General features: G+C 65.9%; 20 protein-coding genes. 17 read left to right on the plus strand and 3 right to left on the minus strand.

The window, feature by feature from the left end; all coding sequences use genetic code 11:
• Positions 1–28: 28 nt before the first annotated feature.
• The 3 genes from GT613_RS06365 to GT613_RS06375 all read left to right on the plus strand — a co-directional run bounded on the left by GT613_RS06365 (position 29) and on the right by GT613_RS06375 (position 3013).
• Positions 29–1543, plus strand: a complete 1515-nt coding sequence (locus GT613_RS06365; protein WP_009304794.1) for a sodium:alanine symporter family protein — start codon at positions 29–31, stop codon at positions 1541–1543.
• A gap of 78 nt (positions 1544–1621) precedes the next feature.
• Positions 1622–1906 carry a hypothetical protein gene (locus GT613_RS06370; RefSeq protein ID WP_009304793.1) on the plus strand — a complete coding sequence of 95 codons (285 nt, stop codon included), beginning with the start codon at positions 1622–1624 and terminating at the stop codon, positions 1904–1906.
• A 213-nt stretch (positions 1907–2119) separates the two neighbouring features.
• Positions 2120–3013, plus strand: coding sequence for a DUF2797 domain-containing protein (locus tag GT613_RS06375; protein WP_009304792.1), 894 nt, complete (start codon positions 2120–2122; stop codon positions 3011–3013).
• Here the strand turns inward: GT613_RS06375 and GT613_RS06380 are convergent.
• On the minus strand, positions 3010–3519 hold the full coding sequence (locus GT613_RS06380) for a hypothetical protein (protein WP_139019518.1): 510 nt from the start codon (positions 3517–3519) through the stop codon (positions 3010–3012). The two genes, GT613_RS06375 and GT613_RS06380, sit on opposite strands and share 4 nt — an antisense overlap.
• Before the next feature lie 104 nt (positions 3520–3623).
• Here GT613_RS06380 and hisZ point away from each other — a divergent pair, with 104 nt between their 5' ends.
• From hisZ to GT613_RS06445, 13 genes are all read left to right on the plus strand, one after another.
• Complete coding sequence (gene hisZ, locus GT613_RS06385) at positions 3624–5288, plus strand: ATP phosphoribosyltransferase regulatory subunit (RefSeq protein WP_161172563.1); 1665 nt, start codon at positions 3624–3626, stop codon at positions 5286–5288.
• A 3-nt stretch (positions 5289–5291) separates the two neighbouring features.
• A complete protein-coding gene (gene hisD / locus GT613_RS06390; protein ID WP_009608801.1) occupies positions 5292–6650 on the plus strand; it encodes a histidinol dehydrogenase in 1359 nt (452 codons plus the stop codon).
• A complete protein-coding gene (hisC, locus tag GT613_RS06395; RefSeq protein WP_035577289.1) occupies positions 6643–7734 on the plus strand; it encodes a histidinol-phosphate transaminase in 1092 nt (363 codons plus the stop codon). The genes hisD and hisC overlap by 8 nt, the downstream gene beginning before the upstream one ends.
• A 222-nt stretch (positions 7735–7956) precedes the next feature.
• The gene (hisB, locus tag GT613_RS06400; protein ID WP_009304787.1) at positions 7957–8550 is read left to right on the plus strand and encodes an imidazoleglycerol-phosphate dehydratase HisB; all 594 of its coding nucleotides are present in this window, start codon (positions 7957–7959) and stop codon (positions 8548–8550) included.
• Positions 8547–9332: an imidazole glycerol phosphate synthase subunit HisH gene (hisH, locus tag GT613_RS06405; RefSeq protein ID WP_009304786.1), complete on the plus strand. Its 786-nt coding sequence runs from the start codon at positions 8547–8549 to the stop codon at positions 9330–9332. The genes hisB and hisH overlap by 4 nt, the downstream gene beginning before the upstream one ends.
• 5 nt (positions 9333–9337) lie before the next feature.
• A complete protein-coding gene (gene hisA / locus GT613_RS06410; protein WP_009608881.1) occupies positions 9338–10111 on the plus strand; it encodes a 1-(5-phosphoribosyl)-5-[(5-phosphoribosylamino)methylideneamino]imidazole-4-carboxamide isomerase in 774 nt (257 codons plus the stop codon).
• Positions 10112–10287: 176 nt separating this feature from the next.
• A complete protein-coding gene (gene hisF, locus GT613_RS06415) occupies positions 10288–11052 on the plus strand; it encodes an imidazole glycerol phosphate synthase subunit HisF (RefSeq protein WP_009304783.1) in 765 nt (254 codons plus the stop codon).
• A 469-nt stretch (positions 11053–11521) separates the two neighbouring features.
• Positions 11522–11842 carry a phosphoribosyl-AMP cyclohydrolase gene (hisI, locus tag GT613_RS06420; RefSeq protein ID WP_009304782.1) on the plus strand — a complete coding sequence of 107 codons (321 nt, stop codon included), beginning with the start codon at positions 11522–11524 and terminating at the stop codon, positions 11840–11842.
• A 143-nt stretch (positions 11843–11985) separates the two neighbouring features.
• Positions 11986–14193: a GGDEF domain-containing phosphodiesterase gene (locus GT613_RS06425; RefSeq protein ID WP_009304781.1), complete on the plus strand. Its 2208-nt coding sequence runs from the start codon at positions 11986–11988 to the stop codon at positions 14191–14193.
• Between the two features lie 230 nt (positions 14194–14423).
• Complete coding sequence (fsa, locus tag GT613_RS06430) at positions 14424–15086, plus strand: fructose-6-phosphate aldolase (RefSeq protein ID WP_009608849.1); 663 nt, start codon at positions 14424–14426, stop codon at positions 15084–15086.
• Positions 15083–16723 carry a transcription termination factor Rho gene (gene rho, locus GT613_RS06435; protein ID WP_009608903.1) on the plus strand — a complete coding sequence of 547 codons (1641 nt, stop codon included), beginning with the start codon at positions 15083–15085 and terminating at the stop codon, positions 16721–16723. The genes fsa and rho overlap by 4 nt, the downstream gene beginning before the upstream one ends.
• 141 nt (positions 16724–16864) lie before the next feature.
• Positions 16865–17917, plus strand: a complete 1053-nt coding sequence (sppA, locus tag GT613_RS06440; RefSeq protein WP_009608843.1) for a signal peptide peptidase SppA — start codon at positions 16865–16867, stop codon at positions 17915–17917.
• Positions 17898–19925 carry a methionine--tRNA ligase gene (locus GT613_RS06445; protein WP_009608896.1) on the plus strand — a complete coding sequence of 676 codons (2028 nt, stop codon included), beginning with the start codon at positions 17898–17900 and terminating at the stop codon, positions 19923–19925. Before sppA ends, GT613_RS06445 begins: the two co-directional genes overlap by 20 nt.
• A 724-nt stretch (positions 19926–20649) precedes the next feature.
• On the opposite strand, the gene GT613_RS06450 is transcribed toward GT613_RS06445, so the two are convergent.
• Both GT613_RS06450 and GT613_RS06455 read right to left on the minus strand, forming a co-directional pair.
• Positions 20650–21729: a molybdopterin-dependent oxidoreductase gene (locus GT613_RS06450; protein ID WP_161172564.1), complete on the minus strand. Its 1080-nt coding sequence runs from the start codon at positions 21727–21729 to the stop codon at positions 20650–20652.
• A gap of 9 nt (positions 21730–21738) precedes the next feature.
• Positions 21739–23538 carry a molybdopterin-dependent oxidoreductase gene (locus tag GT613_RS06455; protein ID WP_009304776.1) on the minus strand — a complete coding sequence of 600 codons (1800 nt, stop codon included), beginning with the start codon at positions 23536–23538 and terminating at the stop codon, positions 21739–21741.
• A gap of 345 nt (positions 23539–23883) precedes the next feature.
• Between GT613_RS06455 and GT613_RS06460 the strand changes: the two genes are divergently transcribed.
• Entirely contained in the window at positions 23884–25401 is a 1518-nt protein-coding gene (locus tag GT613_RS06460) for a helix-turn-helix transcriptional regulator (RefSeq protein WP_009304775.1), read from the plus strand.
• Positions 25402–25476 lie beyond the last annotated feature (75 nt).

The following is a 25476-nucleotide window of genomic DNA, read 5'->3' on the forward strand; positions in this document are numbered from 1 at the left end:
CGCTTCGTTCTCGTAAAGGGGAAGACCAATGGATTTCAATGAGATGCTCGTCGGCATCACCGGCGAGGTGAGCGGGTTTCTGTACACGTACATCCTGCTCGTCCTGCTCGTGTTCGTGGGCGTGTACTTCACGATCCGCACGAAAGGCGTGCAGATCCGCTTCATCAAGGACATGTTCACGCAGTTGACGGAGAAGAAGCACGTCAAGGGCGAGCGCTCCATCTCGTCGTTCCAGGCGCTCATGGTGTCTACGGCCTCGCGCGTGGGCACGGGCAACATCGCGGGCGTGGCCACGGCCATCGCCACGGGCGGCCCGGGCGCGGTGTTCTGGATGTGGCTCATGGCCATCGTGGGCGCGGCGTCGGCGTTCGTCGAGTCCACCCTCGCGCAGATCTGGAAGGTGCGCGGCAAGGAGGGCGAGTTCCGCGGCGGCCCGGCCTACTACATCGAGAAGGCGCTCGGCAAGCGTTGGCTGGGCATCCTGTTCGCCGTGCTGCTCATCCTGTGCTTCGCGTTCGGCTTCAACGGCCTGCAGGCCTTCAACGCCACCTCGGCGCTGGAATACTACATTCCCGACTACGCCACGAACGGCACGGCCATCGCCTGCGGCATCGTGCTGGCGGTGATGACCGCGTTCGTCATTTTCGGCGGCGCGAAGCGCATCAGCGTCATCACGTCCATCATCGTGCCCATCATGGCCATCGGCTACATCGCCATCGCGGTGTGGACCACCCTCTCCAACATCACGGAGCTGCCGGGCGTGTTCGCGATGGTGTTCGCCTCGGCCTTCGACGTGCAGGCCATCTTCGGCGGATTCGCGGGTTCGGTGGTCATGCTGGGCATCAAGCGCGGCCTGTACTCTAACGAGGCCGGCATGGGCTCGGCGCCGAATGCTGCGGCCACGGCGTCGGTGTCGCATCCCTGCAAGCAGGGTCTCGTGCAGAGCCTGTCCGTGTACATCGACACGCTGCTCATCTGCACGTGCTCGGCTATGATGGTGCTCGTGTTCTACGTGCAGGATCCGCAGGCGGCTTCCGCCCTTAACGGCATGCCGCTCGTGCAGATGGCCGTGAACAACTCGGTGGGCGAGTTCGGCATCCACTTCATCACGTTCGCCATCTTCGCCTTCGCGTTCTCCAGCCTCATCGGCAACTATTTCTACGCCGAGAACAACCTGCGCTTCATCAAGGGCGACAGCAAGGCGCTGCTGTTCGTGTTCCGCGTGGTGTGCCTGTGCGTGGTGTTCTACGGCGCCGTGAACAGCTTCGACTTGGCGTGGAACCTCGCGGACATCTTCATGGGCTTCATGGCGCTCGTGAACCTCATCGCCCTGCTCTTCCTTGGAAAATGGGCGCTTGCGGCGCTCGACGACTACACGCGCCAGCGTAAGGAGGGCATCGATCCGGTGTTCGTGGCCGATCGCATTCCCGGTATGCCGAAGACCGAATGCTGGCACGTGTCCGAGGTGCACGACTACGGCAAGCCGCCGGTCAAGGAGTATCTGGACGACGCGCTCGACCCCGAGTACGTCGGGCTGAACTGACGCGCGCCGCTGGACGGGCGTGGTAGGATAGAGGGAAACGCGCGCGGGCGGGCGGCGCGCCTTGGGAAAGGAAGCGGCATGGCTGACGACGACCGTCGCGCGGGCGACTGGCAGAAGCGCGACCTGCGCAAGAACGCGAACGACCTGATCGAAGAGCCGAACCAGAAGGCTTGGTGCAAGCAGACGTTTTGGATCGTGTTCTTCCTCATCGTGTTCTGGCCGGTGGGTATCGTGCTGTGCTGGAGGAGCAGCTGGCATATCGTGGCGAAGGTCCTCGCTTCGGTGGCGGTGGCGTTCATGGTGTACTTCTCGGTGACCATGTACCAGGCTACGCAAGCGCTCATGGCGGCGGGCATGGCGTAGGTCGTCCGCGCCGCTCGGTTCGCGACTCTCTGCGGAAGAAGGGTCGTCCCGCTCGCAACCGAGCGGGACGACCCTTGCTTTTTCGGAAGGCGAACGACTCCTGTGCGATTTTTCGCCTTTCGCCGCAAGAGCGTATCGCGAATGTTCCTTGTGCGCTATCATTTCCAACGAAAACAGTGATCCATTCAGTACGAGTTGCACAAGGATAACGATATGACGAACTTCGCGAACGGTCACACGACCGTCCTGGCAGGCCACGGTTTCGCCGAGTCCGGCCCCTACCTCTTGATCAACGACGTAGAGCAAGGCGAGCAGCACCGTTTTCCCGTGTTGGGCAAGACGTTCTCGTTGCGCCGCCTTCCCACGCGCCGCTGCGTGGGACGCTTCGATCTGGCGTCCTACACGAAGGAGGTGTGCCCGCTCAACGTGGAGCTGCTTCCCGATGCGAAGGACACGATGTGTCCGGCATGCCAGGAGGCCACGGGCTTCAACCCCTCGTTCTACTACGCCGACTTCATCTCCGCCCAGCAGCGCGCCTACAACCTGACGCCGCATTTCACGTACCTGGCGTACTTCTCGCCGAAGCACGTGAAAGCCGGCATCTCGTCGGAGACGCGCGGCATCGAGCGCCTGCTGGAGCAGGGCGCCCGCGCGGCCCGCATCGTCGGCCGCTTCGGATGCGCCGACGACGCGCGCGAGCTGGAGGCGGCGCTGTGCGCGCAGCCCGGCATCCTGGAGACGATGCGCGCGTCGAAGAAAGTGGACTTGCTGGTGAACGAGCGCTTCGATTTCGTCGAGGCGAAGGCGGTGCTCGACGACGTGGTGGAACGTCTGGGTCTCGAGGGCGCTGAGCCGGCTCAGGACCTGTCGCCCCACTACTTCGGCGGCCCGTCGCCCGACTGCCACGACTTGCAGGTGCCCGAAGGCCACGACGGCGAATGCGGCGGACGCTGCATCGGCATGGTGGGCGGCGCGCTGGTGTTCCAGCAGGAGGGCACGAACTACGTCGTGTCAGTCAAAGAGTGGGAGTCGCACGAGGTCGAGCTGCTGCTGGACGAAGTGGTGTGCACGTACGACTTCGCGCCCCAACAGTTCTCCTTGTTCTAAGGCGGGGTGGGCGAGGGCGTGCGCCTTCGCCCCGACGGCGGCATCGCGTGTGCGGTATCGACCGAAATGCCGCAGATCCGGCTTCCCTCGACTTCCTTGCCTTTTCTACGGGCAGGCTTCATTGCGGCTTCGGAATCGCTGCTTTTCAGGAACGGCACGGATGGTCGGTTCGATCTGCTGCAAAAACGGGTTTTTGGCGGCAAGGGGAACGAACGCTCCCGGCGGAAATCTTGCGACCAGGTGTTTTTCAGACTTCCCCGTGTTCGAGGGCTTTCGGTGGCGCTGAAGCCGCGAAATTGCTGCCAAGAACCCGTTTTTGCAGCAGATAGCTCAGTCCAAAGCGTACATCCGTCGCTTGATGCGGACGGCGTTTTTCCGCGTGCGGGGAATCGATAGGATGCAGCGTCCTTTTCTTCGGCTAAACATTCTTTCCTCGAGGTGCGGCGAGCCGTGATCGCGCTCCTTCTATGACGTAAAATAAAGCGGTTGTCCGAAACGTTCTGCAAACGGCTTGCTTTACTACTCTACTGTGATAAAGTACTACCAGCAAACGAACGGCGTGCGCGGCCGCGTGCGAACCGGCGAAACGATGCAGCGAAGGAAGAGAACCATGGATTACGTGACACCGGCAGGGTTCAGAGACGTGCTATCCGACGAGGCGTGCATGCGCGAGCGCATCGCTCGCGACGTGCAGGCATGCTTCGCGGCGCGCGGCTACCTGCCCATCGAGACGCCGACGCTGGAGGTCATGGACGTCATGCGCGCGGGCGGCCGTATGCCCGGCTCTCCCTTCAAGTTCTTCGACGCGAGCGGCGACCTTCTGGCCATGCGCCCCGACGTGACGCTGCAGGTGGCGCGCATGTGCGCGACGCGCCTCGCGGGCCAGCCGGGGCCGTTCCGCTTCCGTTACATGCAGCGCGTGTTCCGCGAGGCCGAAGGGCGCATGCAGGCGCAGGCGCGCGAGATGACGCAGATCGGCGTGGAATGCATCGGCGAGGCCGGGCCGCAAGCCGACGCGGAGGTGGTGGAGCTCATGGCGGAGGCGCTGGAGCTCGCGGGCGCGCGCGGCTGCAAGCTGGCCCTGGCCACGGTGGGCGTGCTGCGCGCGCTGCTGGCGGCCAGCGGGGCGTCCGCGCAGTGGACCGAGCGGGTGCTGGCGGCGTTCCACGCCTCGAACTTCGTGGAGGTCGACCGGCTCACGGGTGAGGCGGCGGCCGTGCCGCCCGTGTTCGCCGCGGCCATCCGCGCGCTGCCGCGCATCCGCGGCGGGCGCGAGGCGGTGGAGGAGGTGCGCGCGCTCGTGGCGCCCCTGGGGTGCGAGGACGGCCTCGACGACTTTGCCCGCACCTGCGACCTGCTGGCCGAGGCGGGCTTGGCCGACCGCATCCTCGTGGACTTCTCGGTGATGAGCTCGTTCGATTACTACACCGGCATCGTGTTCGAGGCCTACGCGCCCGAGCTGGGCACGCCGCTGGGCAGCGGCGGGCGCTACGACAACATGATCGGCTCGTACGGCGAGAGCCGCCCGGCCGCCGGCTTCGCGTTCTCGTTGGAGCAGGCCATGGCCGCGGCCGCCGCCGCCGAGCGCTCGGTCGACGACGAAGCCGCGCGCCCGCTGCGCATCGCGGTGCCGAAGGGCGCGCTCAACGCCGACACGGTTGCCGCGCTCGAGGCCGCGGGCCTCGATACGACCGGGCTCGACGACCCCGGCCGTCAGCTCATCATCCGCAACCCCGGCGTCGAGTACGTCATCGTGCGGCCCACCGACGCGCCCGCGTTCGTGTCGCTGGGCGCGGCCGACTGCGGCATCTGCGGGAAGGACTCGCTGCTGGAAGCGCAGTCCGACGTCGTCGAGCTGGTCGACCTCGGATACGGCGCATGCCGCTTCGTGGTGGCCGAGCCCGCCGGTGCGGCCGAGGCCACAGGCGAGCACTACCGCCGCCTGGGATCGCTGCGCATCGCCACGAAGTACCCCAACATCACGCGCGCCCACTACGCGAAGACGGGCACGCAGGTGGAAATCGTGAAGCTGCACGGCAACATCGAGCTGGCGCCCCTCACGGGCATGGCCGAGCGCATCGTCGACATCACGGCCACCGGCACCACGCTCAAGGAGAACGACCTCGTGGTGGTGGACGAAGTCCTTTCGTCGACCGCGCGCTTCTTCTCGAACACCTGCGCGTTCCGCACGGACGCGCGTATCGTACAATTGGCGAATACGCTGCAGCGGAACGCGGAAGCCTCCGCGAGCCCGGCCGGCGAGGAAAAGGAGTAGCCCATGCGCCGCATCATCTTGCAACCTGGCGAGCAGTTCACCAACGCCCACCTCAAGCGCACCGGCGCGTTCAACGCCCAGGCCCTGACGGCGGCCACCGCCATCATCGAGGGCGTGCGCGAGCGCGGCGACGAGGCCCTGCGCGCCTACACCGAGCAGTTCGACGGCGTGCGCGTGGAGGAGTTCCGCGTGTCGCAGGCGGCTATCGCAGAAGCCATCGTGAACGTCGACGACAAGACGGCGCGCGCCCTGCGTCAGGCCGCCGCACAGATCCGCGACTTCCACGAGCGCCAGAAGCAGCAGAGCTGGTTCACCGTGCGCGAGGACGGCGCGCTCGTGGGCTCGAAGGTGGAGCCGCTGGAATCCGTGGGCATCTACGTGCCGGGCGGGCGCGCGCTGTACCCGTCGTCGGTGCTGATGAACGCGCTGCCGGCCGCCGTGGCCGGCGTGAAGCGCATCGTATGCGTGACGCCGCCGACGGCCGACGGAACGCTGGATCCGGCCATTTTGGAGGCGTGCCGCATCTCGGGCGTCACCGAAATCTACGCGGTGGGCGGCGCGCAGGCCATCGCCGCGCTGGCGTACGGCACCGAGTCCATCGCGCCCGTGGCCAAGATCACCGGACCCGGCAACGCCTACGTGGCGGCGGCGAAGAAGGTGGTGTCGGGCGATGTGGGCATCGACATGATCGCCGGCCCGTCCGAGGTGTGCGTCGTGGCCGACTCCACGGCCGATCCGGCGCTCGTGGCCATCGACCTCATGGCGCAGGCCGAGCACGACCCGCTGGCCGCCTGCTACCTGGTTACGTTCGATGCGGCCTACGCCGACGAGGTGGAGCGCATGGTTGAGCGCCACCTCAAGTCGTCCACACGCGCCGAGATCACGGCGGCATCGCTGGCCGACCAGGGCCTCATCGTCGTGTGCGACAGCATGCCGCAAGCCATCGAGGCCGTGAACGCCATCGCGCCCGAACACCTCGAGCTGCACGTCGACCACGCCTTCGACCTCTTGGGCGCCATCCGCAACGCGGGCGCCATCTTCCTGGGCGCCTGGACGCCCGAGGCCGTGGGCGACTACGCCGCCGGCCCGAACCACACGCTGCCCACGGGCGGCACGGCGCGCTACGCCTCGCCGTTGTCGGTGGACGAGTTCGTGAAGAAGTCGAGCGTCATCCAGTATTCGTCGCAGGCGCTCGCCCGCGATGCCGACATGGTAACCACCATCGCGCGCCACGAGGGCCTGTGGGCGCACGCCATGAGCGTGGAGATGCGCAAGAACCTGCTCGACACGGGCAACGTGTATGGGATCGAGGGCGGCGACGGAGCGGGCCGCGCGGCCGGAGACGGGGGTGCCGATGCGTAGCGTGTGCGCGGCCGCGCCCCAGCTGGCGGGCGTGGTGCCCTACGATCCGAAGTATTTGCCCGCCACCGCCGTCCTCTCGGCGAACGAGAACCCGCACGACGTCGACGACGAGATCCGCCGCGACATCATGCGCGAGGTGAAGCGCCTGCCCCTCAACCGCTACCCGGACCCGCTGGCCAACGACCTGCGCGACATGATCGCCGAAGCGAACGGGCTCGACCGCGACCAGGTGCTGGTGGGCAACGGGGGCGACGAGCTCTTGTTCAACCTGGCGCTGGCGTGGGGCGGGCCGGGGCGCACGTTCCTCAACCTGCCGCCCACGTTCTCGGTGTACGACGCGAACGCCCGCCTCACGAACACGTCGGTGGTGGACGTGCCGCGCCGCGCCGACTTCTCCATCGACGAGGAGGCCGTGCTGGCGCGCGTCGCCGAGGGCGGTATCGACTACCTGGTGGTGACCAGCCCGAACAACCCCACGGGGCAGCTTGCCAGCGAGACGTTCATCCTCCGGCTGCTCGACGCCACCGATGCGCTCGTGATGGTGGACGAGGCTTACTTCGAGTTCTCGCGCCAGACGATGCGCCCGTATCTGGCGCAGCACAAGAACCTCGTCATCCTGCGCACGTTCTCGAAGGCGTTCAGCCTGGCCGGGGCGCGTATGGGCTACATCCTGGGAGACGCCGAGGTCGTGCGCGAGTTCGTCAAGGTGCGCCAGCCGTATTCGGTGGACGCCGTCTCGCAGGCCGTTGCGCGCGTGGTGTACGCGAACCGCGCGAAGTTCGAGCGCGGCATCCTGGCCGTCATCGAGGAGCGCGCCCGCCTGATCGAGGGACTGAAGAGGATTCCCGGCGTGAAGCCCTTCCCGTCGGATGCGAACTACGTGCTGTTCCGCGTGGAGAACGCGCCCGTCATCTGGGAGGCGCTGTACGAGCGCGGTGTGCTTGTGCGCGATTTCTCGCGTGCGGCGCATCTGGAGAACTGCCTGCGCGTGACCGTGGGCGCCTCCGAGGAGAACGACGCGTTTTTGCGCGCGCTGCGCGATGCGGTGATGGGCAAGTGCGATTTGAAGGTTCCGTCGACCTGACGGCCGACGGAACGAGCCGACGGCTGCGACGCGAAGCTAGTCCCCGTAGGGGGCGGCTTCCCGTGGTGCCCGATCTCGCGGCGAGGTCGAGGACTCGCGTACCGAAGTATCCCCTACGGGGACTTCCTTCGGGGCGCGCTTCGTCCTCGCCCTCCCCACGATCTCGGGCACCACGGAAACCCTCGCTGACGTTGCTGGACCAGCGATAAAGAAAGGCCAACCATGAACCAGAGAACCGCCGAAATCGTCCGCACGACGAACGAGACGGACATCCGCGTCGCGGTGAACCTCGACGGCGCGGGTGCGACCGACATCGAGACGGGCGTGCCGTTCTTCGACCATATGCTGACGGCCTTCGGAAGGCATAGCCTGATCGACCTCGACGTGCGCGCAAAAGGCGATATCGAGGTGGACGCGCACCACACCGTGGAGGACGCGGGCATCGTGCTGGGCCAAGCCGTTGCGCGTGCGCTCGGCGACAAGCGCGGCATCGCGCGGTTCGGGTCGCTTTCGCTTCCCATGGACGAGGCTCTCGTGCTGGCGGCCGTGGACATATCGGGGCGCGGCCAGCTGCACTGGGCCGTGGACGTGCCCTGCGTCATGCTGGGCACGTTCGACGCGTCGCTGGCCAAGGAATTCTTCATCGCCTTCGCCGCGAACGCGGGACTTACGCTGCACGTGCGCAGCCTGGCTGGCGAGAACGCGCACCATATCGTGGAGGCGTCGTTCAAGGCCGCAGCGCGCGCCTTGCGCCAGGCCGTCGAGCTCGACCCCCGCATCGGCGATGCGCTGCCTTCGACGAAGGGCGCGCTATGATCGCCGTGGTCGACTATCATAAGGGCAACCTCAAAAGCGTCGAGCGCGGTCTGGTCGCGGCGGGCGCCGAGGTGCTCGTCACGAGCGATCCCGCCGCCATCGCCAAAGCCGATGCCATCGTGCTGCCCGGCGTTGGCGCGTTCGCCGACGCGGCCGCCACCATGCGCGAGCTCGGCCAGATGGACGCCATCCGCGAGCGCATAGCCGCCGGCGTGCCGTTCCTCGGCATCTGCCTGGGAATGCACCTCCTGTTCGAAGAAGGCGTCGAAGGCGCGCCGCGCGAGGACGACGAAACCTCGACCCACAACGCCCGCGGCCTGGCAGTGCTGCCGGGCGTGGTAACCAAGATGCCGAAACAGGATGAACACTCCCTCTCCTACAAGGTGCCACATGTAGGTTGGAACACCGTGCATTTCGGAGACGGCAGCGAGGGGTTCGGCGGCGCCCACCAAGCGAGTTCCGCACGAGCCGGACAGTCCTGTGGACTGTCCGAGCGAGCAGGACTGTCTGAGCGACTGGGCGTTGCCGAGCTCCTCGCGGACAGGTTTCAGGAATGCCCCCTGTTCGAAGGCATACCGTCGGGCACTTACTTCTACTTCACGCATGGCTACATCGCGCCGTCGGGTCCCTTCGTCGTCGGCGAGACGACGCACAGCGTGACGTTCCCGAGCGCCGTCCAGTACGGCGAGGCGGCGTACGGCGTGCAGTTCCATCCCGAGAAAAGCTCGGATGCGGGCGCGCGTCTGCTGCAGAACTTCGTGTCCATCGTGAAAGGGGCGTGAGCGCCATGTACCTGCTTCCAGCCATCGACATTCTGGGCGGCAAGGCCGTCCGCCTCGCCAAAGGCGACTACGACCGCGTGACCGTGTACCACGACGACCCCGCCGCGCAGGCGCAGCTGTTCGAAGAGCAGGGCGCGACGTGGCTGCACGTGGTGGACCTCGACGGCGCGCGTTCGGGCATCCCTGAGAATATCGCCATCGTCGAGCGCATCATGCGCAAGACCCTGCTCAAGGTGGAGGTGGGCGGCGGCGTGCGCTCGCTCGACACCATCGCGCGCCTGGCGGACGCGGGCGTGTCGCGCGTGGTGCTGGGCACGTCGCTCGTGGCCGACCCCGACTTCGCCGAGGCCGCCATCGCGCAGTACGGCAAGCTGCTGTGCGCGGGCATCGACGCGAAGGGCGGCGAGGTGGCCGTGGCCGGGTGGCGCGAGGGCGCTGGCGTGGCCGCCGAGGAGCTGGCGCGCGACATGTCGGCGCTCGGGTTCCGGCACCTCGTGTACACCGATATCGCGCGCGACGGCATGCAGACCGGCATCGAGGCCGCGGCGTACGTGCGCATGGCCGAGGCGTTCGGACATCCGGTGATCGCATCGGGCGGCGTGGCCGGCGTGGACGACATCGTGCGTTTGGGCGAGGTGGCCGGCAGCATCGAGGGCGTCATCGCGGGACGCGCCGTGTACGAGGGCGCGCTGTCGGTGCAGGAGGGCGTGCGCGCCTGCGACGAGGCCACGCGCCGAGCCGAGGCCGCCGCCGTCCAGGCGAACCCTTGTGGAATGTGAGTCCAACATGTTTGGTAAGGTCAGCGAGCGGGTTCTTCGCGAGCGCGATTGCCGCGAAGGCTCGACGAAGCGTGCCTTGGGCACGTGAGGAGAACCTGGAGCGGCAAGCGTGCCGCGAAGTACCCGCGCAGCGTCGGCACGTCCGTCGTTGCGTTAGCAACGACGGAAGGAGCGAGATGCTAGCGAAACGCGTGATACCTTGCATGGACGTGAAGGACGGTCGCGTGGTCAAGGGCGTGAACTTCGTGAACCTGCGCGACGCGGGCGATCCCATCGAGCTCGCGCAGCGCTACGACGAGGAGCGCGCCGACGAGGTGATCTTCCTCGACATCACGGCCACGAGCGACGACCGCGCCACCACGGTCGACCTTGCCAGCCGCGCCAGCGAGCAACTGCATCTGCCGTACTGCGTGGGCGGTGGTTTCCGCAGCGTGGCCGACATTCGCACGATGATCGCGGCCGGCGCTGACAAGGTGTCGGTGAACTCGGCCGCCGTGGCCGATCCGTCGCTCATCACGAGCGCCGCCGCGGCGTTCGGCTCGCAGGCCATCCTCTGCGCCATCGACGCGAAGCAGGTGACGGGCAACCCGAACAAATGGGAGGTCTACGTTGCGGGCGGGCGCAAGGCCACGGGCATCGACGCGGTCGCCTGGGCGCAGGAGGCGGCCCGGTGCGGGGCGGGGGAGATCCTGCTCACCAGCATGGATCGCGACGGCAGCCGCGACGGCTTCGACTGCGCGCTCACTCGCGCCGTCGCGCGTGCGGTGGACATCCCGGTCATCGCCTCGGGCGGGGTGGGCAAGCTCGAGCACTTCGCCCAAGGCGTCATCGAGGGCGAGGCCGATGCCGTGCTGGCTGCAAGCGTCTTCCACTTCGGCGAGCTTTCCGTCCGTCAAGTGAAGGAGCATATGCGCGCCCAGGGTATCCCCGTGCGGCTGTAGGGGTGGGGCGGCCCTCGTTTCCGGAGCGAACGCGACGACGGGTCGCTCGACCGCGATCCTCCATCGCGTCAAGGGGTCGCACGGCCGAGCCTTCCGTGCAGCTGAAAGCGCTGCGACTGGCGAAAAAGCATCGAATTCGGAAGTTTCTAGCTGGGTCGCAAGCTCGTCGGAGGCTCTTTTTGCGCATAGAGCCTGGTTGCTGGCTTGCTCCTTTCCGCTCCCGGGCGCCGCATGCGCTTGAAACGGGCGATGTCTTCCGAATTCGATGGCTTTTCGCCATTCAGAACGCCGTAGGCCGCACAGGTGGAGGAGCGATCCGGTTTTCGGACGATCCGACGGCATGGTTTGGGATCGTCCCGAGGACGTTCACGCGCCGGCCTTCCGCCTTCGCAGGAGAGAAGCGAGGGGCGGATGCAGGCTGCGGTTGCGCAAGCAGCCGCAGTACATCGATCGAGTGAGGATTATAGGTATGAACATTCCTGGCATCGCTTACAACGCCGACGGGCTCGTTCCCTGCATCGTGCAGGATGCAGACACGCTCGAGGTGCTCATGATGGCGTGGATGAGCGAGGAGTCGCTTGCGCTCACGCTCGAGCGCGGCGAGACGGTGTTCTGGAGCCGCAGCCGCCGGGAGCTATGGCACAAGGGCGCCACCTCGGGCAACGTGCAGAAGCTCGTGGAGCTGCGTTACGACTGCGATGCCGACACGCTGCTCGCGCTCGTTCATCCGGCGGGTCCGGCCTGCCATACCGGCGAGCGCACCTGCTTCTACCGCGCGTTCCCCCGCTAGCCGCCTCTCGCTCGGAACGCTCAGTGCAGCGAGGCCCGAGGATTCCGCTTATGTTGAGCCGTTGCATCATAGGGGTTGTGAGGATGCCGATCGTGCCTCATAATATTGCGTTCGATTACGGGATGGTTTAGAAGGGGACGCGAGTGACTGACAAGTCGACGGCAGGCCGTGACGGGGAAGCGGGCTCGACCGGCTTCGCTCGGGTTTCCATTGAAGCCCCGCGCATCGATGCCGCTACCGGGCTGCTTGGCAAAGAAGCCTTCTTCGACGAGGCCGCTGCGTATCTTAGGCATTCGGGCGCACGCGATGTCAGCATCGTCTGCTTCGATGTCGACCATTTCAAACTGTTCAACGATCTGCACGGACTTGATTGCGGCGACGAGCTTCTAAGGTACCTGGGTCGCGCCCTCGCCCTCCGCTTCTCGCCCGACGGGGCGCAACCGCTCGCGCGCCTTGCGGCCGATACGTTCGCCTTGTGCGCGACCGGCATCCGCCCCGAGCGCGTCGAGCGCATCCTCGTCGACATCTCCTCCGAATGTCCGAACGGCATCGACGCCATCGTGCGCGCGGGCGTGTACCGCATCGAGGATCCTGCTTCGCCGGTCAGCATCATGTGCGACCGCGCGGTCATCGCGCTTCGCACGGTGAAGGGCAGCTACTTCGACCGCGTGGCTTTGTACGACCCCGGCATGCGCGAGGCGCTCGTCCTCGAACGCGAGGTCGTCGCCGGCATAGAATCGGCGTTGCGCGAGGATCGCATCGAGCTGTTCCTCCAGCCGAAATGCAATATACGCACCGGCAAGATCGTGGGTGCCGAGGCGCTGGCCCGTTGGCGCCATCCCGAGCGCGGCATCGTCGCCCCGGGCGAGTTCATCCCGCTGATCGAGCGCAACGGCCTTGTGCGCTCACTCGACCTGCGCGTGTGGGAGAAGACCGCCGCGTGGATCAGGGGCCTCATCGACGAAGGAGTGCAGCCCGTTCCCGTGTCGGTGAACGTGTCGCGCGCCGACATCTACCTCGTGGACGTGGCCGCCGAACTGCATGCGCTCGTGGAGCGCTACGGCATCGAACCGTCGCTCATCGAGGTGGAGATCACCGAGAGCGCCTATTCGGAACGCCCCGATCGCATCGTGGCCGCGTTCGACGAGCTGGCCGAGCGCGGCTTCACCGTGCTCATGGACGACTTCGGCAGCGGCTACTCGTCGCTCAACATGCTGAAGGACATCAACGTCGACGTGCTGAAGATCGACATGCGCTTCCTCGACCGCGACGACCGGCGCAGCAAGGACATCATGGAATCGGTCATCCGCATGGCGCGCTGGCTGGACCTGCCCGTCATCGCCGAAGGCGTGGAGACGCGCGAGCAGGTGAACTTCCTTTTGGACGTGGGGTGCTCGTACGCGCAGGGCTACTACTACGCGCGCCCGATGGAGGCGGCGGCGTTCGAGGCGCTGCTGACCGACGGTTCGAAAGTTCAGCACGAGCAATGCGCTCTGCAGGATGCGCGCCGTCCCATCCTCGATTTCAGGGATCTGCTGCATGAGAACACCATCAGCGACCGCATGCTTTCCAGCATCATCGGCTCGGTGGCGCTGTACTCGTATGCCGACGGCGATCTGCGCCTGATTCGGGGCAACGAAGCGTACCGGCGCTTGATAGCGACGCTCGGGGAAGGCGTGAACGGCGCCGAGGAGGGCGGCAGCCTGCTTCCTTTCGTGCATGACGAAGATCGGGACGCCCTCGTGGCCGCGGCGGAGGAGACGGTGCGCTCCTGCCCCGACGACGGGGTGGAGGTGGTCGTGCGCCGCATGGGAACGAACGGCTGCCATTGGCATAAGATGCGCCTGTTCCATTTGAACACGACGAACGGTTCGGCCACGGTGTACGGCTCCGTGACCGACGTCACGGAGCGCATGGAGTACATGGAGGCGCTGCGCAAGAGCGAGCAGCGCTTCGAGATGACCTTGGAAGCCAGCGGCACGGTGGTGTTCGAGCTGGACATCCCCACGCGCACCGCTCGCTATTCGGAGTTCTTGCAGCAGGCGTTCGGCTTGGCCGAGACCGTGGCGAACGCCCCGGAGGGGTTCATCGAGCAGGGGACGGTTGCCGAGGAGTCCATCGAGGATTTTCGCGCCATCTACCGAGACCTCTACGCCGGCGCGCCTCGCACGTCGGCGGTTGTGCGCGCCATCATGGGAGACGGGTCGCGTGCGTGGAACCGCGTGACGCTTCTGGCCATGCCGAACGAGGCGGGCGCGCCCGTCAAGGCCGTCGGCCTCGTGGAAAACGTCACGCGCGAGACGGAGATGGATCTTTTGCTGAAGCGTCTCGGTCGTTTCGAGCAAGATTGAGGATCACGCCGTCCGCAAGGCGCGCCCGCACCGTTTCGTAGACCTTCCTCCATCGCTTTTACACGATACCTGCCGCTTTGCGCTTGAACGAAGGAAACACATGCGGTACCATGATGATCAGTTCTTTTATCTCACAGCACACATCCAACACACCCGCATCTCATCACGGAATCCATGCGCGCCGTCGCGCGCGTTTCACCTGTAATAGCCATTGTATAAGGAGGACCTGGGTGAAGTTTTTTCTGGACACCGCCGATCTCGACGAAATAGAAGAGGCGGCCAGCTGGGGCGTGCTCGCCGGCGTCACTACGAACCCGACGCTGTACGCGCGCACCGGAGGCAAGCTCGACGATTTCCACAACCACATCAAGCGCATCTGCGAAATCGTGGACGGGCCCGTCTCCGCTGAAAGCGTCGCCATGACGCGCGACGAGATCATCCGCGACGGCCGCGAGCTGGCCGCGCTTGCCGACAACGTGGTCGTGAAGATCCCCACCATGGTGGAGGGTCTCGCCGCCACCAAGGCGCTCTCCGAAGAGGGCATCCCCGTCAACATGACGCTGTGCTTCAGCGTGCCGCAGGCCATCATGGCCGCCCGCGCCGGCGCCCGCTACATCAGCCCCTTCGTCGGCCGGTTCGACGACATCGCCGAGGACGGCATCTCGCAGTTGGCCGACGTGGTGGCCGCGGTGAACAACTACGACTTCGGCCACGACGTGGAGATCATCGCCGCGTCGGTGCGCAGCGCGAACCACGTGACGCAGGCCGCCCTCATGGGCGCCGACATCGCCACGGTGCCGTTCGCTGCGCTCAAGAAGTGCGTGCAACATCCGCTGACCGACCGCGGCCTGGATGCGTTCATGAAGGACTGGGAGAAAGTTCAGCAAGCATGAGCGAAACCGAAGCAACCACGGAGGCTCCTGCGGCCGCTCCCGTCAAGCGACGTTCCACCAGCGTGAAGGCGAAGACGCAGGGCAAGGCCGAGGGCGCAGCCACTCCGGGCCGCAACTCGTCGGCCACGCGCACGCCGCGCAAATCGGTGAAGGCGGGCGGCGCGCAGCAGCAACAGCCGCAGGGCGGTTCGAACAACCGCCGCCAGAACGCCTCGAACGCCGGCAAGCAGAACAACGGCGGCAGCAATCGCCAGAAGCAGGGCGGCGGCCAGAACCGGCAGAACAACAGCCAGAACCAGCGTCGTCAGCGTCGCCAGCACGACAACAACCGCGGCAACCGCGAAGTGCAGCCCAGCGTGTCGCGCGAGGAGCTGGCGAAGCTCAAGGTGGCCGAGCTGCGCGAGAAGGCCGCCGAGCTCAACCTCGACGTGACGGGCCTCAAGAAGGCCGAGCTGGTGGAGGCCGTGTTCGAAGCCAGTGTCAAGGCCGAGGGCTTCATCGAGGTGTCGGGCATCCTCGACATCCTGGCCGACGGCTACGGCTTCCTCCGCACGCAGGGCTACCTGCCCAGCGAGACGGATTGCTACGTGGGTCTTTCCACCATCCGCCGCAACGGCCTGCGCAAGGGCGATCTCGTGTCCGGTCAGACGCGCCCGGCGCGCGAGAACGAGAAGTACGCCGCCATCCAGAAGGTCACGGCCGTCAACGGCACGCCCGTCGAGGAGCTGGGCAGCCGCGTGCGCTTCGGCGACCTCACGCCGGTCTACCCGGACGAATGCCTCGTCATGGAGCACGGCAAGAACACCGTCACCGCCCGCGTCATCGACCTCGTGTCGCCCATCGGCAAGGGCCAGCGCGGACTGATCGTCAGCCCCCCGAAGGCGGGCAAGACCACCATCCTCAAGGACATCGCCGCCGCCATCAGCGCGAACAACCCCGAAGTGCACCTCATGTGCCTGCTCGTGGACGAGCGTCCCGAGGAAGTCACCGACATGGAGCGCTCCATCAAGGGCGAGGTCATCTCCTCCACGTTCGATATGCCCACCGAGAACCACATCGCCGTGTCCGAGCTGGTCATCGAGCGCGCGAAGCGCCTCGTGGAATGCGGCAAGGACGTTGTCGTGCTGCTGGACTCGCTCACGCGCCTCGCGCGCGCCTACAACCTGGCGCAGCCGGCATCGGGCCGCATCCTGTCGGGCGGCGTGGACTCCACGGCGCTCTACCCGCCGAAGCGATTCCTGGGCGCTGCGCGCAACATCGAGCACGGCGGTAGCCTGACCATTCTGGCCTCAGCCCTGGTGGACACGGGCTCGAAGATGGACGAGGTCATCTTCGAGGAGTTCAAGGGCACCGGCAACATGGAGCTCAAGCTGGATCGCAACCTGGCCGACCGCCGCATCTTCCCGGCCATCGACCCGGTGGCGTCGGGCACCCGCAAGGAGGATCTGCTGCTGGAGCCGCAGGAGGCGCCGCTCATCTGGGCCGTGCGCCGCATCCTCGCGAACACGAACAGCACCGAACGCGCCATGGACATGCTGATCAAGTCGCTCAAGCAGACCGAGACGAACCAGGAGTTCCTCGTGCGCACGGCGAAGAAGGCCCAGCACACAAAGGCCGACGGCTCGCTGGAGTTCTAGGCGCGCCCATCCGTCATCCGGCCGACACCGTGCGCGCCGGTCGCGGTCTTATAATGGAAACCACCAGGGAACCGCATCCGTTGGGTGCGGTTCCCTGTCGCATACGGTAGTATGGTCAGACGCATGAACCAAGGAGGGACCATGTCTCAAGACAACAACTGGCAGCAGCAGGTGTGGCAGCAGCCTGCCGCGCCGCAGCAGCCTGTCGCGCCGGCCGCGCCGTACGGCTACGCCGTGCAGCCCCCGAAGAAAAGCCGCGGCTGGATCGTCGCCCTCGTGGCCGTCGTGCTCGTGTTCGCGCTGCTGGCGCTGGGCATGTGGTCGTGCACGTCGGTCATGTCCTCGTCGTTCGGGTCCTTCGGCACGGGCTCCACGGTCGACGACGTGGACTACCTCACGGGCGACGCGGTCGGCGTCATCGACATCGACGGCACCATCCAGTACGACAACACCACCTCCAGCCCCGAAGGCCTGAAGGCCCAGCTCGATCGCGCCGAGAAGAACAGCCATATCAAGGCCGTCGTACTGCGTGTGAACTCCGGCGGCGGCACGGCTACGGCGGGCGAGGAGATGGCCGACTACGTGCGCGGGTTCTCCGAGCGCACCGGCAAGCCTGTCGTGGTGTCCAGCGCGTCCGTCAATGCGAGCGCCGCCTATGAGATATCCTCGCAGGCCGACTATATCTACACGGCCAAGACCACGGCCATCGGCGCCATCGGCACGGTCATGCAGGTTACCGACCTGTCCGGCCTCATGGAGAAGCTGGGCATCTCGGTGGACAACGTCACCAGCGCCGACAGCAAGGATTCCAGCTACGGCACGCGCCCGCTCACCGAGGAGGAGCGCGCCTACTACCAGGATCAGGTCGACCAGATCAACGAGACATTCATCCAGACCGTGGCCGAGGGTCGCGACATGCCCGTCGAAGACGTGCGCGCGCTGGCCACGGGTCTCACGTTCACCGGCATGACGGCAGTCGAGAACGGCCTTGCCGACGAGATCGGCACCAAGGACGACGCCGTGGCGAAGGCGGCCGAGCTGGCGAACATCGCGCACTACACCACCGTCACGCTCAAGAATCCCACGAGCAGCCTGTCGAGCCTGCTCGACCTCATGTCAAAGAGCAACGTTTCCACCGACGATATCGCCCGAGCGCTGAAGGAGCTGGACACCGATGGCAGCATCGCCCAATAGCAACGAACGAATCTCGTGGCCCAAGCGCGCCGTCGTCACGGCGGGCATGCCCTACGGCAACAAGCCGCTGCACTTCGGCCACATCGCCGGGGTGTTCGTGCCGGCCGACGCCTTCGCGCGCTTCCTGCGCGACCGCATCGGCGCGGCCAACGTGCGCTTCATCAGCGGCACCGACTGCTTCGGCTCGCCCATCAACGAGGGCTACCGCAAGCTGGTGGAGGCCGGCGAGTTCGACGGCACCATCGCCGAGTACGTCGAGCGCAACCACGAGGCGCAGAAGAACACGCTGGACGCCTACGGCATCAGCCTGTCCATCTACGAAGGCTCCGGCATGGGGCATTCGGGCGACGTGCATCAGCTGATCACCGAGAAGTTCATCGAGAAGCTGCACGAGAACGGGCACTTGCAGCGCCGAAGCACGCTGCAGTTCTACGATGCGGAAGCGGGCACGTTCCTCAACGGCCGCCAGGTGGTCGGGCGCTGCCCCGTGCAGGGCTGCAAGTCCGAGCACGCCTACGCCGACGAGTGCGACCTGGGGCACAGCTACGCCCCCGAGGACCTCATCGCGCCGAAGTCGTCGCTGACGGGCACGACTCCCGAGATGCGCCCGGTGGAGAACTGGTACTTCGATTTGCCCGCGTTCGCCGACTTCCTGCGCGGCCACGTGGCGGCGCTCGAGGCCGACCCCGAGGTGCGCGCCATCGTGCCGCAGACCGTCAAGGAGTTCCTCAGCGCCCCCGTCGTCTACATCAAGAACGACGCCCGCGAGGCCTACGACGCCGTGGCGGGCGAGCTGCCGGCCCATCAGCTGCGCGAGGCCGAGAAGGGCAAGCAGAGCTTCGAGATCGAGTTCGCCTCCATCGACGACCGCGACGCGGCGCGCGAGGTGCTGGGGCGGGCGGGCATCCGCTTCCGCACGGGCAAGGCGCTCGTGCCGTTCCGCATCACGGGCAACATCGAGTGGGGCGTGAAGGCGCCGGTCATCGACGGGCTGGAAGGCCTCACGGTGTGGTGCTGGCCCGAGAGCCTGTGGGCGCCCATGTCGTTCACCATGGCCGTCAACGACAAGATGGGCCTGCCGCGCGGCAGCTGGCGCGATTTCTGGTGCTCGGAGGACGCCGAGGTGTACCAGTTCATCGGCCAGGACAACCTGTACTTCTACGGGGTTGCGCAGCCCGCGCTCATCGAGGCGCTGCGCCCTGGCGACATCCTGACGCCCGGCGTGACCGAGCATCCCATCCGCCAGACCACCCTCGTGGCGAACCATCACATCCTGTTCGGCGACAAGAAGGCCTCGTCGTCGGGCTCGGTGAAGCCGCCCACGGCCGACGAGCTGCTGGACTACTACACCGTCGAGCAGCTGCGCGCGCACTTCCTGGCGCTCGGCCTCGACCAGAAGTCGGTGGGCTTCAAGCCCAAGCCGTTTTTGGCCACCCCCGAGGAGCTTGCGGACACGCGCGTGGCCGACCCGGTGCTGAAAGAGGGCGCGCTGCTGACGAACGTGTTCAACCGCTTGGCCCGCAGCTGCTTCTACGAGGCGCAGAAGAACTTCGAGGGCTATATGCCGCTGGGCGATGCGTCCGAGGACGTGGTAGCGAAGGTGCACGAGGTGCTGCGCGCCTACGACGAGACGATGCACCGCGTGGAACTGCACACCATCATGTCCATCATGGACGAGTTCATCCGCTGGGCGAACAAGCGCTGGTCGGACGGCATCCGCGAGGTCGAGAACACGGGCGACGACGAGCTGCGCCGCCAGGTGCTCGTGGACTCGTTCTTCCTGCTGCGCATGGCGACGCTGCTCATGCACCCCGTGGTGCCGGCGGGCGCCGAGAAGATCTGCGACTACCTCAGCTTCGAGTTCGACGACTTCTTCAGCTGGAACTACGACTTCGAGAACATGGACGAGCTGTGCAGCGCCGGCGAGATCACTGAAGCCCGCCACCGCATCCGCGAGCTGCCCCCGCGCTTCGACTTCTTCGCGAAGCACCCGAGCCAGTACAAGTAACGTCCCGACAGGGGGCGGGCCTTCAACGGGGATGTTTTCGGGATGAAGAGCGCCCGTCCGCGGAATGCGGGCGGGCGCTTTCGGTTGACGTGCGTTAGGGAGGGACGGGTGGTTCGACGCGTGCGCAGCTATGGGTGGATTGCGTGCAGCAAAAACGCCGGTTTGGCAGCACCGGCCCGTTCGGACGCCTTCTTCTCGGGTTCGGGAGCGTTGTTTTGCGGAATGCGACCGAGCGCCATCTGGAGTTTTGTCGCTGCTCTTCACCAGTCGCGGAGTCGAGGCTGCCAAACCGGCGTTTTTGCTGCACGCGAGCCGGCGAAAACGTGCGCGGCCGTTGCGTGGTCCGACAGCCGAGGGGCGGAGCAGGTTGCCGGGCTGGGCGCAAAGAGGGTTCCATGACAATCTCGAAGCAGTTTCGACGTGCCGGTAGGCTTCGCCAAACCGTATAATCCCAGGTGGTGAAAATCTTGCGTCGCCGCCGACGTCCGATCCGGCCGCCGAATTTGTCATGGGACCCGTTTTGCGCCCAGCTCCGCCTCGCTCTATGTCGGATTTGACACGTCAGGGTTCCAACGTGTCAAAGCACCCGTCCTCTTGACGCACTGGGTGCTGCCGTTCGCCCGCATGGACGCTCGCGACGGTGTGGGACGCAACATGAAAACGCCCGCCCGCATTTCGCGGACGGGCGTTTTCGGTTGGCTCGAGGTTGCGTGCTGCGAAGGGTTTAGGCCACTTCGAACAGCAGCGTCGCCGCAAGCGGGGACACCATGCCGTCGGCGGTTTTCGCGCGCACGGTCATGCGGTAGTCGCCCTTTTCCTCGAACGACGTGGTGAACTGCCAGTTCACCCACTTGTCGGCCGTGGCGCCGTCGGTGTCGCACGACGTCCATGTGCGGCCGTTGTCGAATGAGAACTCGATGGCGGCGATGGGGCTTCCCAGATCGTCGGCCACGCCTTCGAACATGATCTCGTCGCCTGCCTTGAACACGCAGTCGTCGGAGTAGTTCATGATGTTGATCTTGTTGCGGTAGCACGGGTCCACCTGCTGCACGTCGGGCTCCGCATCCTCCTGCGTCAGCTCGATGTTCACGATGTCGCGCGTGAAGTAGCGCGCCACGGTCTCGGGCATCCACAGCTGCAGGCTCGACCCGGTGGCCGCCTCCAGCTCCTGGCCGTTCACCTGGTACGCCAGAAGCGCGTTCTTCTCCAGCGCGTAGCGCAAGGGCAGCGGCTGGCCGAAGCCGTCGGCGCCGTAGGCGGTGATGGTGTTCACGCCGTCTTCCAGGTCGGCCATCTCCACCACGGCCGACAGCGGCACGCCCATGACGGCCGCCTGGCCGAAGGGCGATCCGGTGGCGCACGAGCACGCCATCATCGTCTCCTGGTTGGCATCTTCGGCCAGGTCGCGCACGTCGATGGTGAAGTTCTTCTTGATGTTGCCGCCCACGTTCACGTAGAAGTTGGCCACGCCGCCCTCCACGTCGACGAGCTCGGTGGCAGGCTTCGAGCACATGCTGGTCAGCGCTGTTCCGAACACGTTGAACAGCTCGTCGTTGGGGGTGACGCCTTCCTGGTTGAAGGTGAACGCTCCCTGGGCGTTGGCCACGGAGACGTAGGACACGTCGTCCTCGTTGAACCATTGTGCGGTCACGACGTTGTCTCCCACGGCATGCGTCGTGGCGATCGGGTCCGCGTCGGCGGTCTGCGGTAGTCCGGCCGTAGCGCCGATACCGCCCACTGCTCCGAACATCAGCAGCGCGCCGCCGGCCACGCCGCCCGCGATCTTCTTGGGGTTGTAAGCCATGGCGTCCTCCTACTCGCTCTTCTCGTCAGATGCCGCCGCGACCTTCGGAGGGATCAGCGATGCGCTTTCCAGCACGGTCGTGTCCTCGGGGTTGGGCATCTTGTCCTTCGCGTTGAACATGACGGTCTGGGTCTCGAAGCTCGTCATGCCGCTTTCGGTGGTGGCGCGAACGGTCAGGCAGTACGCGCCTTCCAGTTCGGGCTTGTAGGTGAAGCTCCACCACACCATCTTGTTGCGATCCATGTCGCCGATATCGTACTTCGTCCACGTTTCTCCGCGGTCAAGGGAGAACTCGACGCTTGCGATCTTCTCGTCGTAGCCGTCCACGTAGCCGGTGAATTCGTAGGGCTGGCCGTTCTGCACGAGCAGGCCGTCGGGCACGCCGAGGATGGTGGCGTTGGGCTTGTTCATGGGAACGTCGTCCTCGTTCTGCCATCCGTTCGGGTTGCCGGCCCACTTGTCGGTGTAGTCGATGTCCTCGTCGGTGACGTGGTAGGTGTCGATCTGCTTCGAGTTGATCTGCGCGTCCACGCCTTCCACCCAGTTCGTGCACGGATAGCCGCGCGTCGCGTCGAGGTACTCGCCGCCGATCTTGTACACCAGCAGCGCCTCGTCGGAGTCGACCTTGTCCACGGGGAAGGCGCGTTTGGAGCTGCCGTCGGCGCGCAGCGCCTTCACGCCCGTCGTGCCGTCCTTGTAGCCGCCCGCCTTTTCGACGAGCCAGCTCACGGGAATGCCGGTTATCTCGGTGTTCGTGACTCCGCCGCCTCCCACCGGGTTCCAGTTGCACACCATCTTCGAGGTCTTCGTGATCACGGCGCCGTCGGCCTCGGCTTCTTTGATGAGCTCGGGCAGCGTGGCCGTGTACTCGGCGTTCACGTTGCCGTCAACGGTGATGGTCCATTCGTCGAACAGGCTTTGCGGCATCTCCAGGTCGAGGCCGTTCACGCCCGCGCCGTGGCGCATGTTGTCGTAGTAGGCGTGCATCCAGTCGTACGAGAACACGCCGCTCTGGCCCTGCGTCCTCTCTTGATCGATCTTGAAATCGCCCTGCACGTTCTCGACGTCGTTGATTCCCCACAGGCGATCGTATTTCGTGAGATCCCACAGCTCCAGGCCCGCACCGTTCTCGGTGGCGTTGTGGCAGGACATGCAGTCGCCCTGATACTGGTTGACGAAGTCGCTCTTCGTGCGCGATCCGTAGTGAACGGCGTGCATGAGCGTGCCGAACTCGTACTGCTTCGCGATGTAGCCCGGAGCGTAGGAGTGGCAGAACAGGCACTGCTGCAGCGTGGTCTTGTTGTCCAACTCGTCGTTCCAGGCAACCGGGTGCTCGTAGGGCAGGTGCTTCAGCAGCGAGTTCATGTCGGCATGGCACGATTCGCAGCCGCGGTTGTCGGCGTCCAGCCAGTAGGTGTTGTACGAGTTGGAACCGGCTTGGATCTGCCAAGCGTCGGGGTTCACCTCGTACTCGGTGGGCGTGCGCTGCACCATCTGCCCGTTCGGCAGGGTGCGCACTTCGGGAGCGTATTCGGTCGCAACCTGGTCCCAGCGGTCCCATAGGTTGTCGAGGTATTCCTTGCCGGGATAGTAGTTCTCGTCGATGTCCTCGTTCGTGGTGCCTTCGGCGCCGTCGATGACGGCCTGCTGCTCGGGCGTGAGCTTCTGCTCCTGCGGGACGGCGCCTCCGTCCCCGGACGGAGCGGCGGCGCCTGCGTTCTCCGACTGCTGCGGCGCGCATCCTGCCGCCAGGCCGAGCGTGCAGGCCGCGCAGGTTGCCACGATGATGGCCTTCTTGTTGAGCCTCATGCATCCCCCTTTCCTTGTCTTGGTTCCCGTCGTCCGCCATGCGCGCTCGCGCTTCGCCGTTTGCGTCCCTCCCTTCTTCCTCTTGCGTCGTCGATGCGCGCGGACCGTCCCATCGTAGGATGCGGGCTGCCGTGCGCGCCATCGCCCAAGTATCCGATTCGCGGGTCGTCCGATGATTTCCGCATCGGACACTTTGGCCGATGCCCGTGCAGAGCGGGGTGATTCTGCCGGTTCGGGCCGAACGCGCCGTTTTTTGAGGGTGCGGGCGTGCGAAGGGCGTGCGATAATGAGAGGCGGTCGCCGAGCGGTGGCCTGATGTTGGGGAGGCTTGGGGAATCACCGATCATGGGCAACCGCGGTCTGCAAATCAATCCGGTGGGCGTGCTCGCTTCGTGCGGGCTGGGGCTCAATCTGGTCTGGTGCACGTTGATGGGCCACACGCTGGGCTTCATGTCGTCAACAGCCGGCATGGATGCGTGGGCGAATCCGCGCCTGTTCTTCCTTGCCGGCATCCTTCTATGCACGGCGGCGTTCGCGACGGCTCCGCGTGCGCTCAAGCGCGCCGACGGCATGCTGCGCTTCGTGCTGCCGCTGTTGTCGGCCTTCGGCACGGCGTGCTTCGGCATGTCGTTCCACCAGACCTTCTTCGATCCCGGGGCGCTGGCCGTGGGCGGCCTGTTCGTGGCCGGCGTGGGCTACTTCTGGCTGGCGGCGCGCTATATGCTGCTGCTCGCGCGCACGCAGGGCTACGTGTGCGCCGTCGCCAGCATAGCGGGCAGTCTGGTGCTCAAGCTTCCCGTCTTGCTCGTGCTCAGCGCGTTCGCAAGCCCCGCAGTGCAGGTGATCGTCGCCATCGCCATGCCTGTGGCCACGGCGCTTCTGTTCGAAACGGCATGCACTCTTGCGCGCGATCGTGCCGATCTCGCGGCAGGGGAGGGCGTTTCGGATGCCGTTGCGCCTTCGAGGGCGGCTTCCGCCTCGGAGGGCTCTCGCGCTCGTACGGTGTTCGGCGTGCCGGCCGTCCCGCGCACGCGCGAGCGCACGTCAGCTGCCGAACGCCGCACCATGCTCGTGCTGTTGGCTATTGCGGCGGTGGTGCTGGCTGTTATCCGCTCGGTGAGCTACCTGGGGATGTGGGGCGATACGAACGCGAACATCTCCACGGCGCTGCCGTGGCTCACCGCCATGATCGTTCCGGCCGTCTGCGTCGTGGTGTTCGCCTACGCCGCGCTCGCGCGCCTGGCCGATGCCGCGTTGCCGATCCGATTCCAGCCTGCGCTGCTGCTCATCTTGGTGGGTTTGTTCGTCGTAGCCATCCAGGCGAACCCCACGGGAGCGTCGCTCGGGTTCCTCACCGTGGTCATACAGATCGACGAGCTGTTCGCGCACCTCTTGTTCTGGACCGTCGTGGTAACGGCGCTCGACGTGCTCGACGTGCCGTCGTACCGCGTCATGGGGGTGGCCGGCGTGGTCTATGCGGGAGCGTCCATCGCCTGGGTGCTGTTGTTGGGACGCGCGGCCATCGTGGACACGTTGCTCGTGATGCTGGCAACCTACGCTTTCGTGGTCGTTGCGCTGTGCGCCGTTTGGTTCGTGCCGAGTCGAAAGGATGCCGCTTCGGGCGAGGTCGCTGCTCCGCTCGTGCAGACGGTGTCGGACACGTGTCTCGAGCTGGCGGGACGTTATGCGCTGTCGCCGCGCGAGACCGAGGTGTTCGTGCTTCTGGCCCAGGGCCGCACGCGCGCCTTCATCCAGGACGAGCTGGTGCTGTCAGGCAGCACCGTGAAGACCCACGTCTCCCATATCTACGCCAAGATGGGCGTCCACGACCGCCAGGAGATGATGGACCTCATCTGGGGCTGACGCGTAGAATTCGATGGCGACCGCTCTCTCGTGGTATGATACCCATCCGGTTTTGCCCCTCCGACGCGAAAGGCC

The organism is Eggerthella sp. BIOML-A4, from assembly GCF_009875575.1.
GTDB classification, from domain to species: Bacteria; Actinomycetota; Coriobacteriia; order Coriobacteriales; family Eggerthellaceae; genus Eggerthella; species Eggerthella lenta.